This window comes from Bacillus pretiosus, assembly GCF_051294775.1.
Lineage (GTDB): Bacteria > Bacillota > Bacilli > Bacillales > Bacillaceae_G > Bacillus_A > Bacillus_A wiedmannii.
Window position 1 is genome coordinate 715,820 of sequence record NZ_JBPPHF010000001.1, and the last position, 15,148, is coordinate 730,967.

Consider the following 15,148-nt stretch of genomic DNA (forward strand, 5'->3'; position numbering starts at 1 on the left):
TATGAGATATACATTAATCTTTAAATGTTAATGAAAATCATTTTCAACTAGGAGGATTTATGACACGCACTAAAAATATTCTTATACTTTGCATTATGTTATTAATGGTCATAATTGCAGGTTGCGGTAAAGAAGAAGAGAAGAAAGATAAAGATACATCAGTAAAGGCAAAAGATTCATATAGTATAAAGCATGCAATGGGCGAAACGACAGTAAATGGTACACCAAAAAGAGTTGTTGTTTTAACGAATGAGGGTGCTGAGGCACTTTTAACTGTTGGAGTAACGCCAGTTGGAACGACAAAACCACGAGCTGGGGATGAATGGTATCCTCATTTAGCGAATGAGTTAAAAGATACAAAAGTAGTAGGAACTGAGCGTGACATTAATTTAGAGGCAGTAATGAAGCTTCAGCCGGATTTAATTATTGGAAATAAAATGCGTCACGAAAAAATATACGAGCAGTTAAAAGAAATCGCGCCAACAGTATATGCTGAAACATTGCGCGGTGATTGGAAAGAAAACTTTACGCTTTATACAAAAGCTGTAAATAAAGAAAAAGAAGGGCAAAATGCTCTTAATGATTATAAAAAGCGTATTGCAGGAATAAAAGAACAATTAGGTGATAAAATTAATTCTAAAGTTTCAATTATTCGCTTCGTCCCAGGTGATGTTCGTATTTATCAAAAAAATTCATTCTCAGGCGTTGTATTAAATGATATTGGATTTAAACGACCACCATTACAAGATAAAGATGAATTTGCGATAAAAGGAATTACAAAAGAACAAATTCCAAATATGGACGGGGACTACTTATTCTATTTCACATCTGATAAAGATGCGGATAAGAATAATGAAGGAAACACGTTAGCGAAAGAATGGACAGAAGATCCGCTCTTTAAGCAGTTACAGGCTTCTAAAGATAATAAAGTATTCGAAGTAGATGAAGTGATTTGGAATACAGCAGGTGGTATTGTAGCTGCAAACCTTATGTTAGATGATATTGAAAAATATTTTTTAAAGTAAATGAATGGTCGAGTACATCACCTTAAATGGGTGATGTACTTTTTTATTTGTGAAAATACAGAAAATTCCTTCTTTCGAGTGTGGATAAGTTGTACAATTAAACCAATTATGGAATAAAGGAGTGGGAATGAATGAAAGCTACTCATAAAGATTGGATTTTGTTTAACGGAAGAATTGTAAATACGAAGGAAGAACAGCCGATGATTCCATTAGAGGAGAGAGGCTTTCAATTTGGTGATGGTATATACGAGGTATTCAGACTATATGATGGGAAGCCACATTTATTAGATCTACATTTGGAACGATTCTTTAATTCTATGGAAGAAATAAAACTAATTCCACCTTTTACTAAGGAGGAGTTAGTGGAAGAGTTGCATCAAATGATTGAAAAAAATCAATTTCAAGAAGATGGGAATGTATATTTGCAAATATCAAGAGGTGCTCAAGCACGTAATCATGTATATGAGTCAAATATGCAACCAACATATTTTGCAAATATTGTTTCGTTTCCAAGACCAATTGCTGCTATGGAACTGGGAATAAAAGTTACGGTAGAAGAGGATATACGGTGGAAGTTCTGTCATATAAAATCTTTAAATCTGCTACCTAATATTATGATTAAAAATAAAATAAACGAACAAGGCTATCAAGAAGCGATATTAGTAAGAGATGGAATTGTAACTGAAGGGTGTCATTCAAATTTCTTTATGGTGAAGAATAATAAATTGATTACACATCCGGCTGACAACTTCATTCTACACGGCATTACACGTCACTTCGTTATTACATTAGCGAAAGAGTTACATATTGAAGTAGAAGAACGAGAATTTTCACTACAAGAAGTATATGAGGCTGATGAGTGCTTCTTTACAGCGACACCACTTGAAATATTCCCAGTCGTTCAAATAGGTGATGAACAGTTTAGAACCGGCGAAAGAGGACCAATTACAAAGAAACTCCAAGTTGCATATGAAGAAAGTATTCGTTTATTTAAAGTTACGAACTAATATTGAAGAAAAAAGCTGGTATTCCTTCAGCTTTTTTTCATGATATAATTCAAACATAGGACAAGATTTGAAAACGTTGTAAAAAGGGGATTTAATGTATGAATTATGAAGATTTTAAAGAAGTAATTCACGGTAGACGAAGTGTTAGGAAGTTCACAGAACAAGAAGTATCCATTAGTGACATAAAAGAAATTATTGATTGTGCTCGTTATGCACCGAGTGATACGAACTCACAAACTTGGGAGTTCTTGGTCATTATGAACCGAGAGAAAATTAAAGAAATTGAGCAAATGACTTGGGATGCATTACATAAACTTGCGGCAAAAGCGGCAGAAAACGGAGAAGAGAAAGCAGGGAAATTACTTACCCGTTCATTTGGACCATATGCAACAGCTTTCTCAGAGGCACCTGTATTAATCGTGTGTTTGGCAACACCATATGAATCAAAATTTCGCGAAAAGATATTTGATCCAATTGCTTTTGTTCCAGATTCAGTTTGGGAAGAAGAAGGAATTAAGAGTAGCTGTTTAGCGGCACAAAACTTAATGTTGGCTGCACATGCGAAAGGGCTGGGTACTTGTCCAATGACAGGACCGGTATTGTTAGCTCAAGATGAACTACGACAATATTTACAAATTGAGTCTGAAAAACAAATAAATATGGTTATTTCACTCGGTTTTCCGAAAGATAAGCCGAAGAAACTTCCAAGAAAAGAAGTAGATGAGATTACAACATTTGTTTTTTAAAGCTTAAAATAAAAAGACATTGAATGAACAATGTCTTTTTATTTTGGACAGGTATGTAATTAATTTGTTGGGCTAAAATGATAGATAAGAGGGAATTACTATTTATTTCATAAAAAAAATTAATGTTCTATTAAGGAAAGTATGATACATTAATCGTGGGCAAGATTCTATTTGTTCATGAAAGTGTTGAAAATAGTCTTAAAATTTAAAAGTTATTTTTGTATAATAAATTATAATGAAATGACAGGGGGGATGAATTTTGAAAAAATTCATAATCACTGGATTGTCTGTATTGTTATTAGCCGGTTGCGGTGCTCCACAAGAAAAAGAGGATGCGCAATCAAAGCAGGAAGAACGAGTTGTAAATGCAAGTAATGAGAATATAGTAGTATTCCCTGAAGGTGCAGTACCAGTTGGTGAAGGAAAAGTAAAAGTTATTACACCAGATGGTACTTCTGAAAACGGCAATATACCAACTGTATTCATCAAAAAGGATACTTTAATTCAACATGTTGAATTAGAGCTTTCTAATTTTCAAAATGATAAAGAAACATTTATATTTGTAGATCAAGTATATGCAGATAAACATCAAGTCACTAGTACAACACAGACAACAGTACAATTAAAAGAAAAGACACTTGAGACAGGTAGTCATACGATTACTGCAGTTCAGTATGAAAACAATGATCCAAAAGGAAAGGTTATTAGTTTAAATCAAGCAACATTTGAAACAAAACCAGCGTCATAAGAAGAATAAAAAGTACATTACTCAAAAAGTAGTGTGCTTTTTTGTTTGGACTAGAGGATGTAATAGTGAATCATTTGTTTCGTTTTCTAATACGATTAAGTAGGAAGAAATCAATTGTTTCTACTATGACAGAGAAAGAGGCTGATGATGTGAGTCGGTGTATTCGTATCGTCTTGATTATTTTAACGATGTCAGTCATTTGGTTTGCGATCCAAGAGGTGACTCAAATTACGCTTGACTATCAAATTCACGACTTGCTAATAGGAGCTATTTGTTTTACCATTGTTTATCTATTATATGGTAAACTCGGATTAAGGTAAGTTTTACATGAAAAATGTAGGTATTTCATATGAAATGTCGAATAGTACATACGATGTCGTAATAACAAATTTTCTATTGTTTACTGTGAAACAGGAGAAGGGGAGATAGTGGTTATGAAACGAGCTCTTATTAATATTGATTATACATATGATTTTGTAGCTGAAAAAGGTGCTTTAACATGCGGGAAACCAGGGCAAGAAATTGAGAAGGAAATTGTCCATATAACGAAGCAATATATTGAAAATGGAGATTACGTTGTCTTTGCGATTGATAAACATGAAGAAAACGATGTATACCATCCAGAATCAAAGTTATTCCCACCACATAACATAGCTGGTACAAATGGAAGAGATTTGTTTGGTGAATTACAAGAAGTGTACGAAACATATAAAAATGCAGAGAATGTATATTATATGGATAAAACACGATATAGTGCATTTGCTGGGACAGACTTAGAGATGAAGTTAAGAGAAAGAGGAATAGAAGAAGTTCATCTTGTAGGGGTTTGTACTGATATTTGTGTTCTTCACACAGCCGTAGACGCTTATAATAAAGGATTTAAAATTGTAGTTTTTGAAAAGGCGGTTGCATCTTTTAATGCGCAAGGACATGAATTTGCACTTGGACATTTTAAGTCATGCTTACATGCTGAAGTGAAGTAAAAAGAGTCCTTTAAAAAGGTCTCTTTTTACGTTTAAATTGAGACGAGGTTTTGCTCGATTAGTTTTTTTATGAACGGACTAATGTTTTCTGGTAACCCATTTAAATCAAAAAATTGTACATGTAATGATTCAAACCCATCAGCTTTTAATGTGCCGCCTGTAATGTCTTTGCAAAGATATGCGATTGTTATAGGATAAAATTCATCTCCGTTCGGTAATTTTACAAAAACTTCTTTTCCAGAAAATACGCTTATTAACTGTAAAGAGCCTATTTCAATCCCTGTTTCTTCAAGCACTTCTCGTCTTCCGGCTTCTTCTGTTGATTCACCAAGTTCAACGAATCCACCAGGGACAGCCCAAATCTCACTTCGTCTTTGTTGTAGTAATATTTGTCCCTGTTCATTGAAAACAGCTACAGCAACTCCTGCGAGATTGAGTGGTCTTGATCCGACAACTTCTCTAAGTTCTTCAATATATCCCATTGTATATAACCTCCGTAAGAAAAAATAAGAGCAAATAAACTATTCGTTATTATGTGAATATATTCCTCTTTATCCCGATTTAATGGGCAGTAAGAACCCCACCTCAAAATTCAGCGAAAGCAAAGAATTTAGGTGGGGGGCGGGCTGCCCATAAAAGTCCGATTGGTGAGGGCTAATAATCAGTGGGGGATGAAGAAAACCCCACTGATTAAAGTTTCACTTTATAAGGGGGAGAGATATTGTACAACTTATTTGTTTTATTTTGAAAAATATACATCAAAAAAGGTCAAACAAATTCTTTGACCTTTTTTGACCAAATGTTATAATAAAGACAGAAAGAGATAATCTTTCATTCATAAATAATAAGGAGGAAAAAATATGCGTAATTTATTTCCAGAGATAACAAAACGTCAAAATGGTATTTTTGATTTTGGGCCTTCTTTATTAGGGAGGATGACAGATACTTTTTTTAAACCGATGAACATGGATACTTTTAAAGTAGAGGTTCATGAGCAATCTGATAAATATACTGTGAAAGCAGATTTACCAGGTTTTCAAAAAGAAAACATTCAAGTTGATTTTGAACAAGATGTATTAAGGATTCAAGCAACTAATCATAATGAAGTAGAAGAAAAAAATGAGAATGGCATATATATTCGTAAAGAACGTTCTATAGGTTCTGTAACTCGACGCTTTAGTTTTAAACAAGTTGAGGAAGAAAATGTTAGAGCAAATTATAAAGATGGCGTACTGACAATTGAATTGCCAAAATTGAGAGAAGAAAAAAGTAGTAAGACAACAATTGATATCGAATAAAAGAGCTGATAAATTCAGCTCTTTTTTACGTAGTTAATAAATCGTAATGAGTAGAATAAAGTGGAATGTTGAAAAATTTCCACTATTAGCTCCCCTTAGGTTATTAAAAAGGGTATATTTAAAGGAAAGGAAAAGAACATCTACATATTGTTTAAAGTAAATTAGTAATAAAGTCAAAATACATAGTAAGAGTAGTGGCATTTTAGATTAGGATAATAGAATTTCCTAGAACAAACTGAGACGATTGTGAATTTTTTAATTAGTAAGGAAGTGGTAAGATGAGTTTATTAACGTATACTGAAGAATTTTTTAATTATGTACGTGAGTTTTTACTTTTAAGATTTTTACTATTTGCATTAGTTTTAATCATTATCTCTTTTGTAATCAACCGTATTATTGATTGGTTTTTTAGGAAATCAAGCTTTTTTGATGAAGAGGTAGAGCAAACGATTCAAAGTGTGATTCGATCTATTTTTAGATATATCATTATCATCAGTCTAATCATATATTTAATTAGCCAATTTGTAGATATAAAAAGTATCATTGCAGGTGCAGGGATAGCGGGAGTTGTTATCGGTTTTGCTGCACAACAGATGTTAAAAGATGTTATATTAGGCTTTGCGAGATTAGCGGACAAAGAGTTTCGTGTTGGCGATTTTGTTACTTTTAACGGAACAAATTCAGGAACAATTGAGGAAATTAGTATTCGTTTTATGCAAATTCGTGAATGGTCAGGAAAACTTCTTACGATACCACACGGAGAGATTAGGACGATACAAAATTTTAATAAAGGATGGATGCGCGTAATTGAACGGATTACGGTAAGTTATCAGGAAGATCCTACAAGAGTTAAGGAATTGTTAGAAGAAGTTTGTGTGAATTGTAATGAAAAATTGGCTTCGAGTCTTTATAAAGTAGAGGATGAAGCTGTTGAGCCGTTTAAATATGTTGGTGTCACAGATTTAAACCCGAATCTTAAATATGTTGGATATGAATTTTGTATTACAGGTTTAATAAAGCCAGAAGATTATTTTGAAACTTCTAGACAAGTAAGGTTTGAATTAATGTCTATGTTCCATAAGAATCAAGTGCAAATGCCAGCAGCAAATATGGTCGTTACTACTGAAAGTTTACAGCATAACCATGGTGGACAATCTTTATCGGACAGCTAAAGTAGAATAATTGGATAGAAAAACAATAATAAAATGATCGATATAAAGAAAGAACTGAAGGAATTCAGTTCTTTCTTTATTTGTAGAATTTAGAAATTTCTTAATGTTATAATGGTAGATGGTGATGAAAATGAACTTTGAAGAAAAAGAGATGCATCGTTTAGAAGCATTAAAAGCAATTGCAGAATTATTAAATGAAGCAACAGACTTACAAGATATGTTGGAAAAAGTGTTACATACATTGTTACAAGTTATGAATTTGCAAACAGGGTGGATCTTTTTTATTGATGAAAGTGGAAAGCACCGAATGCTTGTAGATGAAAACTTACCACCAGCTCTTATGTGGCAAGAGAAGAAGCCAATGTGTGAAGGGGACTGCTGGTGTGTAGAGCGTTTTGTGAATGGCAGATTGGAAAAAGCGACAAATATTATTGAATGTAAGCGAATAGAGGATGCGATTGAGTGTAATTGGGGAGATACCGAAGATGTTACGCATCATGCGACGATTCCTCTAAGATCTGGATCGGAGAAGTTTGGTCTATTAAATGTAGCCTCGCCTCAAAAAACACACTTTTCAGAGGAAGAATTAGCATTATTAGAATCGATTGCATTTCAAATAGGAACGACAATACAACGTATTCAGTTAGTAGAGAAAGAACGTAAATATGTAGTGGTAGCTGAAAGAAATCGATTAGCTCGTGATTTACATGATTCAGTAAAACAATTGTTATTTTCTATTATGCTAACAGCAAAAGGTACTCTAAATATGACGCAAGATAGAGACTTGCAAGAGATGTTGAGTTATATCGGAGAATTATCACAGGAAGCATTACAAGAAATGACACTTTTAATTTGGCAATTAAGACCGGAAGGATTAGAGAAAGGTTTAGCAGAGGCAATTAAAAATTACGGAAAGTTGTTAGGGATTCACGTGGAAGTTCGAATTGATGGTATGGTTTCAATTGGAGATGAAATAGAAGAAGTTTTATGGCGTATTAGTCAAGAAGCAATACATAATTGTAAAAAACACGCTTCATGTGAAAAAGTAAATGTTCTTTTAAAAATAGAAAATAACCAGTTGTATTTTTACATAGAGGATAACGGAATAGGATTTATACAAGATCACGTAAGAGAGTCAGCGCTCGGTTTAAAAAGTATGAAGGAACGTATTCAGTTAATGAGGGGATCATTTCAAATAAAAACGGAGCTGAAAAAGGGTACAAAAATTGAAATTCAATTGCCAGTTTGAAGGGGAGAAGAAGGTTGAAGATTAAATTACTACTAGTTGAGGATCATCATATCGTTCGAAGAGGGCTTGTCTTCTTTTTGAAAACGAGAGAAGAATTTGAAATAGTTGGGGAAGCAGAAAATGGGGAAGAGGCATTAACATTCGTCCGAACAGAAAGGCCAGATGTAGTATTAATGGATTTATCAATGCCGAAGATGGATGGTATTGAAGCAACAAAACGAATAAAGCAATATGATGAGACAATAAAAATACTTATATTAAGTAGTTTTTCAGAGCAAGATTATGTTTTACCAGCACTGGAAGCTGGTGCAGATGGTTATCAATTAAAAGAAGTACAACCTGAGCAACTTGTAGCTTCAATTATCGCAGTACATGAAGGGAATGCGAATTTTCATCCGAAAGTAACACCAGCACTATTAGGACGATCAGCAGTTAAGAAAGAAAAAGAGAACCCTTTTTCCATGTTAACAAAAAGAGAGCAAGAAGTACTTCGTGAAATTGCGAAAGGGCGAAGTAATAAAGAAATTGCAGCAGAGCTTCATATTACAGAACAGACTGTGAAAACACACGTTTCAAATGTTTTAGCTAAATTGGAAGTAGATGATCGTACGCAAGCTGCATTATTTGCGGTGAAGCACGGGGGAAATAATAAGTATGAATAATTATGTCCTATGTTACGACAGAATACATAGGAGTATTTAAAATTTATCCCGCTATTTGCGGGCTTATAATTAGTGGGAGATGTACAATACTCTCACTGATTAAAGTTTCAATTTATAGTAGTGCTAAATAAAGGTTTTTCTTCTTTCTATAATTAGGTACAATAAAACTACGATGGAAGGGGAAGATATGCTATGCCAGGTACAAGAAGTGGGATTGGAAAGATTCAGGCTTCGTTAAACGGTTTATCACCGAAATTGCGAAGTATTGCCGAACATATATTGAAACATCCACAAGATGTTGTACATAAATCTATTACAGAATTAGCTGAAGTTACGAATAGTTCTGAAGCTACGATATTCCGCTTATGTAAGCACCTCGGTTTTCAAGGGTTTCAAGATTTAAAGATTACATTAGCTCGTGAAATTGTACATACTCCTATGCAAAATATTCATGAAGAAGTATCGGCAGAAGATAGTATGGTAACTGTTGCTAAAAAAGTTTTTCATTCGCATATTACAGGGCTGCAAGATACATTGCATTTGTTAAATGATACAGCGCTAGAGCAAGCCGTAAAGGTATTGCAAGATGCAAGTCGTATTGAGTTTTATGGAAATGGTGGTTCTGGTATTATAGCGATGGATGCATATCATAAATTTATGAGAACGGGTATTTCTTGTATTGCTCATACAGATTCACATTTTCAAATTATGGGTGCGGGTTTACTTACTAAAGAAGCAGTGGTAATTGCAATTTCTCATTCTGGTAGCAATAAAGGGTTACTGGAAGCGTTAGAAGTAGCAAAAGCAAGGGGAGCTCACATTATTGCAATTACGAGCTATCAGAAATCAGCATTAAGTCAACTTGCTGATATTACTTTATATACTTCAACACGTGAGACGGAATTCCGCACAGAAGCAAGTTCATCAAGATTAGCACAGTTAAGTTTATTAGATACTTTATACGTTGGGTTATCGTTACAACGTCAAGAAGAAACGTTGCAAAATTTACAAAGTATACGCGAAACAATTTCGATGAAACGAATATAAAAAGTCCTTCAATTGAAGGGCTTTTTATATTGGCAAATAGTCTTTTGTGAAAATTTGATGATTATAATTTCCTGTTTTAAAAAATCTTTATTAATTGAGTTTTTTACTCCCGCGTAGAGTTCTAATAAACTATACATAGATGCAATTTCAGTTTTCCCTTCAAATAAACATTTGGTTAATAATTCAAATATTGTTCAATATTTAACAATAAGCTTTTAAAATTACATGTTATGATGAACGTGTAATGATGATTGAACATTTAAATTTGGCATAATGATTAGCCGAACCAGTGAAGAAAGAAGTTGTGAGATGAACTCATTAAAATTCTAAAACACTAAAGGGGAGATCACATATGAAAGCAGTAGTAGTTAATAAAAATAGTAAAGCAAACATTGAAGTTATTGAAAAGGAATTACGTCCGTTACACTCAGGTGAAGCGCTAGTAGATGTAGAGTATTGTGGAGTTTGTCATACTGATTTACACGTTGCAAATCATGATTTTGGAAACACAGATGGCCGTATTCTTGGTCATGAGGGTGTAGGTATTGTTACGAAAATTGCTGATGATGTAACTTCACTAAAAATAGGTGACCGTGTAAGTATTGCATGGATGTTCCAATCTTGTGGACGTTGTGAATATTGCATAACTGGTAGAGAAACATTTTGCCGTGAAGTTAAGAATGCTGGTTATTCAGTAGATGGTGGTATGGCAGAACAATGTATTGTTACAGCTGATTATGCTGTGAAAGTACCAGAAGGATTAGATCCTGCTCAAGCATCATCAATCACATGTGCAGGCGTAACTACATATAAAGCAATAAAAGTATCAGACATTAAACCTGGTCAACCTATCGTCATCTATGGGTGTGGTGGATTAGGTAACCTAGCTATCCAATATGCTAAAAACGTATTTGGTGCAAAGGTAATTGCAGTAGATATTAATGACGATAAATTAGCATTAGCAAAAGAGGTTGGTGCGGATATGACTATCAATCCAATTTCTCAAGGTCCTGCTGATAAGATTGTTCAAGATGAGTTTGGTGGTGCTTATGCTGCTGTAGTAACAGCCGTTTCTAAAGTAGCGTTCAATTCAGCAGTTGATGCAGTACGTGCTTGTGGTAAAGTCGTTGCAGTAGGTTTACCAGTAGAAACTATGGATTTAAACATTCCGCGACTTGTACTAGATGGAATTGAAGTAGTTGGTTCTCTAGTCGGTACTCGTAAAGACTTAGAAGAGGCATTCATGTTCGGTGCAGAAGGAAAAGTAGTGCCGGTTGTTCAAACTTGTTCTCTAGATAAAGTACAAAATGTATTCGAAGAAATGGAACAAGGTAGAATTCAAGGGCGTATGGTAATCGATTTTAAACAGCATAATTGTGATTGCAAATAATTCATTTTAAATATAAAAAGCATGAGTCTAGCTAAAGACATGTAAAAAAGTTAGACGGCAGAAAGAAGATGATCCCTGCATTCAACAGGAATCATCTTCTTTGCATTCCACTACTATCAATGTCGACTAACGAGAAAGGATTAAAGGTTCACTTTATCTACAAACGAAAAAGAATCTTTACTTTTAACAAATTTTTTATGATTTGGAAGGGTTTGAATTGCTACAACTTGCGAATCTCTTGCTTTCAGTGCATCTTGAATCCCGATTGTCATAAGCTTTATAAATAGAATCGTAATAAAGAATGAAACGAGAGTATACAAAATAATCCACCATGAAATATTCATTTCATAACGATTTAATCCAATAAGGCCTGCCCAATCATTAGATAGAGAAACAGGTTTGAGTACTCCGTCATAGAGTTCACGCATTTGTATCCCACCAATTACAATATCAAGCAACGCTAAATGGATAACGAGTATGAGAGTTTGAACGATATGTTCCATAAATAACACAAATAAGCGGTCAAGTAATAAGACTCGTAAGTGTTTTTTGATAATATGAAAACGGCTAGCCCCTAGCAATTGGGAACTTAAAATGTAATCTTGTTTCATAAATTCATCAACCTCTGAGGATATATATAAAGAAAGTGTAGGTAGAGCGACGAAAATAAGTACGAGTACTTGATAAAACGCAAATGAAATATTTGGATCTAATCTATCAGCATTTGATACGATTACAATATTAACGGGTGTGATGAGTATAAATGCGATAAATAAAGTAGGAATGTAATAAAAAACTTCTGAGCATGACTGGAAAAATCTCTTGAATTTTGGAGCATATAAACTTAAGAGGATCCCTATACATGTTCCGAATAAAATGCGAAAGAAGCTAATTGCCACGGCTAATAAAATGGTAAATTTTGCTCCTTCTATAATTTGTAAGAAAACAGATTCTCCAAAACGATCAGATCCAAAAGGAGGTATTAACGATGGTGGAAAGGGGGCCTTTCCAAGTAATTCGTTATTGTCATTGTAAAGTAACTGAGGAGGTTTTGGGATGTTATCTTTAAAGAACCAACTATAAATAAAACTAGCTGAAACAAGTATGAATAAATAAGTAAAGCCGATTAAAAAGCGTTTTGATTTCCAAATAGATTTCATAAAGCTGCTCCTTTCAATTGCTTTTGCCATCTATTCATCATGAAAGAGGTTATTTGAAAAATGGCATAAAACGGTAAGATAATCATGACAAGTATGATAAATGCAGCTGGAGGTGAAATAAACGCCTTTTTAAATAAAAATTGAATAATGCCTTGCATATTAAAAACAAATTCTAAAATGAATAAGTTAGAAAGTAAGAAAACAAAAATCGTTTTTAAATGGTGGAAAAAGTGGATAGATATATTTTTGAATAAATGAATGCATAGTATATAACTTGATGAAAACCCTTTTCCATATGCAACCTCTATGTAATGTTTTCCATGTTCTTCTTGTATGTATAACACCATCATCCGAAACATTTGTAATGTAGGTAAGACCGCTAAAGATAAAATAGGGAGTAAATAAGCACGATTTTCATTAAAAGAAATAATGGTGAAAGGAGCTTCCTCAAATTTCTTAAGTACCCAAATGAAAAATATTTGCAAACAAATCATCATCATCATATCAGGGACAGCTTCTAATATGAACACAATCCGGTTTATCCATTTTTTTATATAATCTTTTGCTAAAAAATAAAAAAATGCCATGCTAGATGAGATAAAGAGCGCAAGCAAAAAGGCCACAAATAATACAATAAACGAATATAGGTAAGGTTCTAAAACAGTTGGAAATAGTGGTGTTGTTTTTAAATGACCAAACTTTGGGTCTGATCCTATAACCAACAATGATTCAGGTGAGAAAACCTGTTTTAACATAGTAACGATCTGGTTAAAAAAATAAATTGGTTGAAAGGTGAATCCTTGTTGAGTGATAAATAAATAAGGTAAATTTAATAATAGTAACAGTGATAAAAGAATTGATGAAAGCTTAATTGTGAATTGAGATATTTTATGTAACATTAAATCCCTCCGACATCTTTTTACAACATTATACAATAAAGTCTAAAATATTGTTTTATTTTTCTGAAAAATAAAAATACTATTAGATTTTATAGTATGGAACATATATTTACAAGTTAATAAAGTTATAGTAGGATCCGCGCTCTAAGTTTATTAAGGTAATAGGATGAGTGAACCAAAAACAATTAATAGAGCAAAATGTACAGAATTCTTATTTGGAGAGGTAGCGGCTATGTTACGCGACTTCAGCGCGATAAAGCTAAGCTGATGCAAAGTTAATTTTAGACGAGATGGTTTCTTCTTTTAGGCTACGTGTAGGAAATTTAAAAAACTCCTAGGGATCAATGAATTCCTAGGAGGGCACCTGTGGTTCAACAAAGAGATAATTCTAACAAGCTCTAGAATTATCTCTTTGTTGAAGTTTAATGTTTAAAACCCCATAAGATTCTTTACATGTTTAGCGTTCTGTTTAGATGTTAATTTTTCAAGTAATAAAAATGCAACATCAAAAGCTGTACCTGGATTTGAAGATGTAATAATATTTCCATCTTGAACAATTAAATCATTTTGTACTTTTGCACCGAAATTCTTTAACTGCTCTTTTCGTTTACTCGTTGGATGACTGTATGTGGTAGCTTTTTTATCTATAAGAATTCCACTTTTACCAAGCGCTAATGATGCAACACAAATACTTGCAATAGGCTTCTGTTTGACATGGAAATGTTGAATAACATGTAAGAATTCTTTACTGAATGCATCCCGATAAAAACCAGCTTCTTCAAACCCTCCTGGAATAGCTAGTGCATCAAACTCATCCAATTGAATATTATCAACCGTTTTTTCGGGTATGACAGTAAAATTCCAAGTACAGGTTAATTTATCCCGAAGACCAGCTGTTATGACCTCGGTCGATCCATCACCCTCCCACTTATTCCAGCCTAGTACGTCTGTAAATACACTAGCTTCTACTGCTTCAAATCCGTCAGCTAATAATAATAAAATCTTTTTCATATCGTAAATCGCCTCCTAATATCCTTATTTTATATAAATATAAAAAGCTGATGAATAAGTTAAATAAGGATATTCAATTGTTTGGCTTTATTATATAAAGAATTTAGGTTATTCTATTTTATAAAAAAAGGTTGGATAGTTTATGGATCAAATTGATAAAAAAATCGTGGGGTTATTACAGTCAAATGCAAAAATTTCAATGAAGGATTTAGCTGAAGCAGTTCACTTATCTTCTCCGTCAGTAACTGAGCGAGTAAGGAAGTTAGAGGAGCAACAGATTATTGAAGGTTACCATGCACGTGTTTCTCTAAAAAAAATTAATCGTCCAATTTCTGCACTTATATTGTTTAAATCAACGAATTGTAAATCATTATCTAACTTTTGCTATAATCATCCAGATGTAATTGAGTGTTACAGAGTAGCAGGGGAAATTAGCTATATTGTCAAATTAGCAACGTATTCTGTAGAAAGTTTAGAAAAATTTATTGATGATTCGATGCAATATGGTACGCCATCAACAAATATCGTGTTATCTTCTCATGAAAAAAAGATAATTGCTCCCTTTATTAGTGAAGAATAAAAATACTGGCCTAATCAATTAACTATTGCCCACTTAATAATCTTTTAAAAATATCCCTTATTTTTCGGACTTGTATAAAAAGAAGGGTCACTAATCATTTTTCTTAGCTTGATGGTTATGTAAAGTGACCCTTAAAAATGAATATTGCTTCTCAACTCTTTTTCATGCAAA

At 33.3% G+C, this 15,148-nt stretch carries 17 protein-coding genes; 13 read left to right on the plus strand and 4 right to left on the minus strand.

What is annotated here, in order from left to right:
• The first annotated feature begins 59 nt into the window (after positions 1 to 59).
• The 6 genes from ACSG5Z_RS03635 (at position 60) to ACSG5Z_RS03660 (ending at position 4,509) form a co-directional block, all read left to right on the plus strand.
• Positions 60 to 1,025, plus strand: coding sequence for an ABC transporter substrate-binding protein (locus ACSG5Z_RS03635; protein ID WP_088122016.1), 966 nt, complete (start codon positions 60 to 62; stop codon positions 1,023 to 1,025).
• A 131-nt stretch (positions 1,026 to 1,156) separates the two neighbouring features.
• The gene (gene dat, locus ACSG5Z_RS03640) at positions 1,157 to 2,032 is read left to right on the plus strand and encodes a D-amino-acid transaminase (protein WP_000648369.1); all 876 of its coding nucleotides are present in this window, start codon (positions 1,157 to 1,159) and stop codon (positions 2,030 to 2,032) included.
• Positions 2,033 to 2,130: 98 nt separating this feature from the next.
• The gene (locus ACSG5Z_RS03645; RefSeq protein WP_046955687.1) at positions 2,131 to 2,778 is read left to right on the plus strand and encodes a nitroreductase family protein; all 648 of its coding nucleotides are present in this window, start codon (positions 2,131 to 2,133) and stop codon (positions 2,776 to 2,778) included.
• A gap of 259 nt (positions 2,779 to 3,037) precedes the next feature.
• Positions 3,038 to 3,526: a putative periplasmic lipoprotein gene (locus ACSG5Z_RS03650; protein WP_048541213.1), complete on the plus strand. Its 489-nt coding sequence runs from the start codon at positions 3,038 to 3,040 to the stop codon at positions 3,524 to 3,526.
• Positions 3,527 to 3,591: 65 nt separating this feature from the next.
• Complete coding sequence (locus ACSG5Z_RS03655) at positions 3,592 to 3,846, plus strand: hypothetical protein (protein WP_435710692.1); 255 nt, start codon at positions 3,592 to 3,594, stop codon at positions 3,844 to 3,846.
• A gap of 114 nt (positions 3,847 to 3,960) precedes the next feature.
• Positions 3,961 to 4,509 carry a cysteine hydrolase family protein gene (locus tag ACSG5Z_RS03660; RefSeq protein ID WP_137015454.1) on the plus strand — a complete coding sequence of 183 codons (549 nt, stop codon included), beginning with the start codon at positions 3,961 to 3,963 and terminating at the stop codon, positions 4,507 to 4,509.
• A gap of 32 nt (positions 4,510 to 4,541) precedes the next feature.
• On the opposite strand, the gene ACSG5Z_RS03665 is transcribed toward ACSG5Z_RS03660, so the two are convergent.
• Positions 4,542 to 4,991 (minus strand): NUDIX hydrolase, encoded by a 450-nt coding sequence (locus ACSG5Z_RS03665; protein ID WP_435710693.1) that lies wholly within the window; start codon positions 4,989 to 4,991, stop codon positions 4,542 to 4,544.
• A 378-nt stretch (positions 4,992 to 5,369) separates the two neighbouring features.
• Between ACSG5Z_RS03665 and ACSG5Z_RS03670 the strand changes: the two genes are divergently transcribed.
• The 6 genes from ACSG5Z_RS03670 (at position 5,370) to adhP (ending at position 11,327) form a co-directional block, all read left to right on the plus strand.
• Positions 5,370 to 5,807, plus strand: coding sequence for an Hsp20/alpha crystallin family protein (locus ACSG5Z_RS03670; RefSeq protein WP_435710694.1), 438 nt, complete (start codon positions 5,370 to 5,372; stop codon positions 5,805 to 5,807).
• A gap of 278 nt (positions 5,808 to 6,085) precedes the next feature.
• Positions 6,086 to 6,979, plus strand: a complete 894-nt coding sequence (locus ACSG5Z_RS03675; protein WP_000055440.1) for a mechanosensitive ion channel family protein — start codon at positions 6,086 to 6,088, stop codon at positions 6,977 to 6,979.
• Between the two features lie 130 nt (positions 6,980 to 7,109).
• The gene (locus ACSG5Z_RS03680; protein ID WP_087982514.1) at positions 7,110 to 8,228 is read left to right on the plus strand and encodes a GAF domain-containing sensor histidine kinase; all 1,119 of its coding nucleotides are present in this window, start codon (positions 7,110 to 7,112) and stop codon (positions 8,226 to 8,228) included.
• A gap of 14 nt (positions 8,229 to 8,242) precedes the next feature.
• Positions 8,243 to 8,890, plus strand: a complete 648-nt coding sequence (locus ACSG5Z_RS03685) for a response regulator (protein ID WP_087982512.1) — start codon at positions 8,243 to 8,245, stop codon at positions 8,888 to 8,890.
• Between the two features lie 192 nt (positions 8,891 to 9,082).
• Positions 9,083 to 9,937: a MurR/RpiR family transcriptional regulator gene (locus ACSG5Z_RS03690; RefSeq protein WP_001119633.1), complete on the plus strand. Its 855-nt coding sequence runs from the start codon at positions 9,083 to 9,085 to the stop codon at positions 9,935 to 9,937.
• A gap of 352 nt (positions 9,938 to 10,289) precedes the next feature.
• Entirely contained in the window at positions 10,290 to 11,327 is a 1,038-nt protein-coding gene (gene adhP, locus ACSG5Z_RS03695; RefSeq protein WP_000649116.1) for an alcohol dehydrogenase AdhP, read from the plus strand.
• Between the two features lie 140 nt (positions 11,328 to 11,467).
• On the opposite strand, the gene ACSG5Z_RS03700 is transcribed toward adhP, so the two are convergent.
• The 3 genes from ACSG5Z_RS03700 to ACSG5Z_RS03710 form a co-directional block, all read right to left on the minus strand.
• Entirely contained in the window at positions 11,468 to 12,487 is a 1,020-nt protein-coding gene (locus ACSG5Z_RS03700; protein WP_435710695.1) for an ABC transporter permease, read from the minus strand.
• The gene (locus tag ACSG5Z_RS03705; RefSeq protein ID WP_435710696.1) at positions 12,484 to 13,386 is read right to left on the minus strand and encodes an ABC transporter permease subunit; all 903 of its coding nucleotides are present in this window, start codon (positions 13,384 to 13,386) and stop codon (positions 12,484 to 12,486) included. Before ACSG5Z_RS03705 ends, ACSG5Z_RS03700 begins: the two co-directional genes overlap by 4 nt.
• Positions 13,387 to 13,815: 429 nt before the next feature.
• On the minus strand, positions 13,816 to 14,397 hold the full coding sequence (locus ACSG5Z_RS03710) for a DJ-1/PfpI family protein (protein ID WP_088080590.1): 582 nt from the start codon (positions 14,395 to 14,397) through the stop codon (positions 13,816 to 13,818).
• A 142-nt stretch (positions 14,398 to 14,539) separates the two neighbouring features.
• Between ACSG5Z_RS03710 and ACSG5Z_RS03715 the strand changes: the two genes are divergently transcribed.
• A complete protein-coding gene (locus tag ACSG5Z_RS03715) occupies positions 14,540 to 14,977 on the plus strand; it encodes an Lrp/AsnC family transcriptional regulator (protein WP_060488643.1) in 438 nt (145 codons plus the stop codon).
• Positions 14,978 to 15,148 lie beyond the last annotated feature (171 nt).

Coding starts and splice junctions, on each gene's coding strand:
- ACSG5Z_RS03670 (WP_435710694.1), top strand. CDS start 5,370: ATGCGTAATTTATTTCCAGAGATAACAAAACGTCAAAATGGTATTTTT.
- ACSG5Z_RS03710 (WP_088080590.1), bottom strand. CDS start 14,397: ATGAAAAAGATTTTATTATTATTAGCTGACGGATTTGAAGCAGTAGAA.
- ACSG5Z_RS03660 (WP_137015454.1), top strand. CDS start 3,961: ATGAAACGAGCTCTTATTAATATTGATTATACATATGATTTTGTAGCT.
- ACSG5Z_RS03665 (WP_435710693.1), bottom strand. CDS start 4,991: ATGGGATATATTGAAGAACTTAGAGAAGTTGTCGGATCAAGACCACTC.
- dat (WP_000648369.1), top strand. CDS start 1,157: ATGAAAGCTACTCATAAAGATTGGATTTTGTTTAACGGAAGAATTGTA.
- ACSG5Z_RS03635 (WP_088122016.1), top strand. CDS start 60: ATGACACGCACTAAAAATATTCTTATACTTTGCATTATGTTATTAATG.
- ACSG5Z_RS03690 (WP_001119633.1), top strand. CDS start 9,083: ATGCCAGGTACAAGAAGTGGGATTGGAAAGATTCAGGCTTCGTTAAAC.
- ACSG5Z_RS03715 (WP_060488643.1), top strand. CDS start 14,540: ATGGATCAAATTGATAAAAAAATCGTGGGGTTATTACAGTCAAATGCA.
- ACSG5Z_RS03700 (WP_435710695.1), bottom strand. CDS start 12,487: ATGAAATCTATTTGGAAATCAAAACGCTTTTTAATCGGCTTTACTTAT.
- ACSG5Z_RS03645 (WP_046955687.1), top strand. CDS start 2,131: ATGAATTATGAAGATTTTAAAGAAGTAATTCACGGTAGACGAAGTGTT.
- ACSG5Z_RS03675 (WP_000055440.1), top strand. CDS start 6,086: ATGAGTTTATTAACGTATACTGAAGAATTTTTTAATTATGTACGTGAG.
- ACSG5Z_RS03705 (WP_435710696.1), bottom strand. CDS start 13,386: ATGTTACATAAAATATCTCAATTCACAATTAAGCTTTCATCAATTCTT.
- adhP (WP_000649116.1), top strand. CDS start 10,290: ATGAAAGCAGTAGTAGTTAATAAAAATAGTAAAGCAAACATTGAAGTT.
- ACSG5Z_RS03680 (WP_087982514.1), top strand. CDS start 7,110: ATGAACTTTGAAGAAAAAGAGATGCATCGTTTAGAAGCATTAAAAGCA.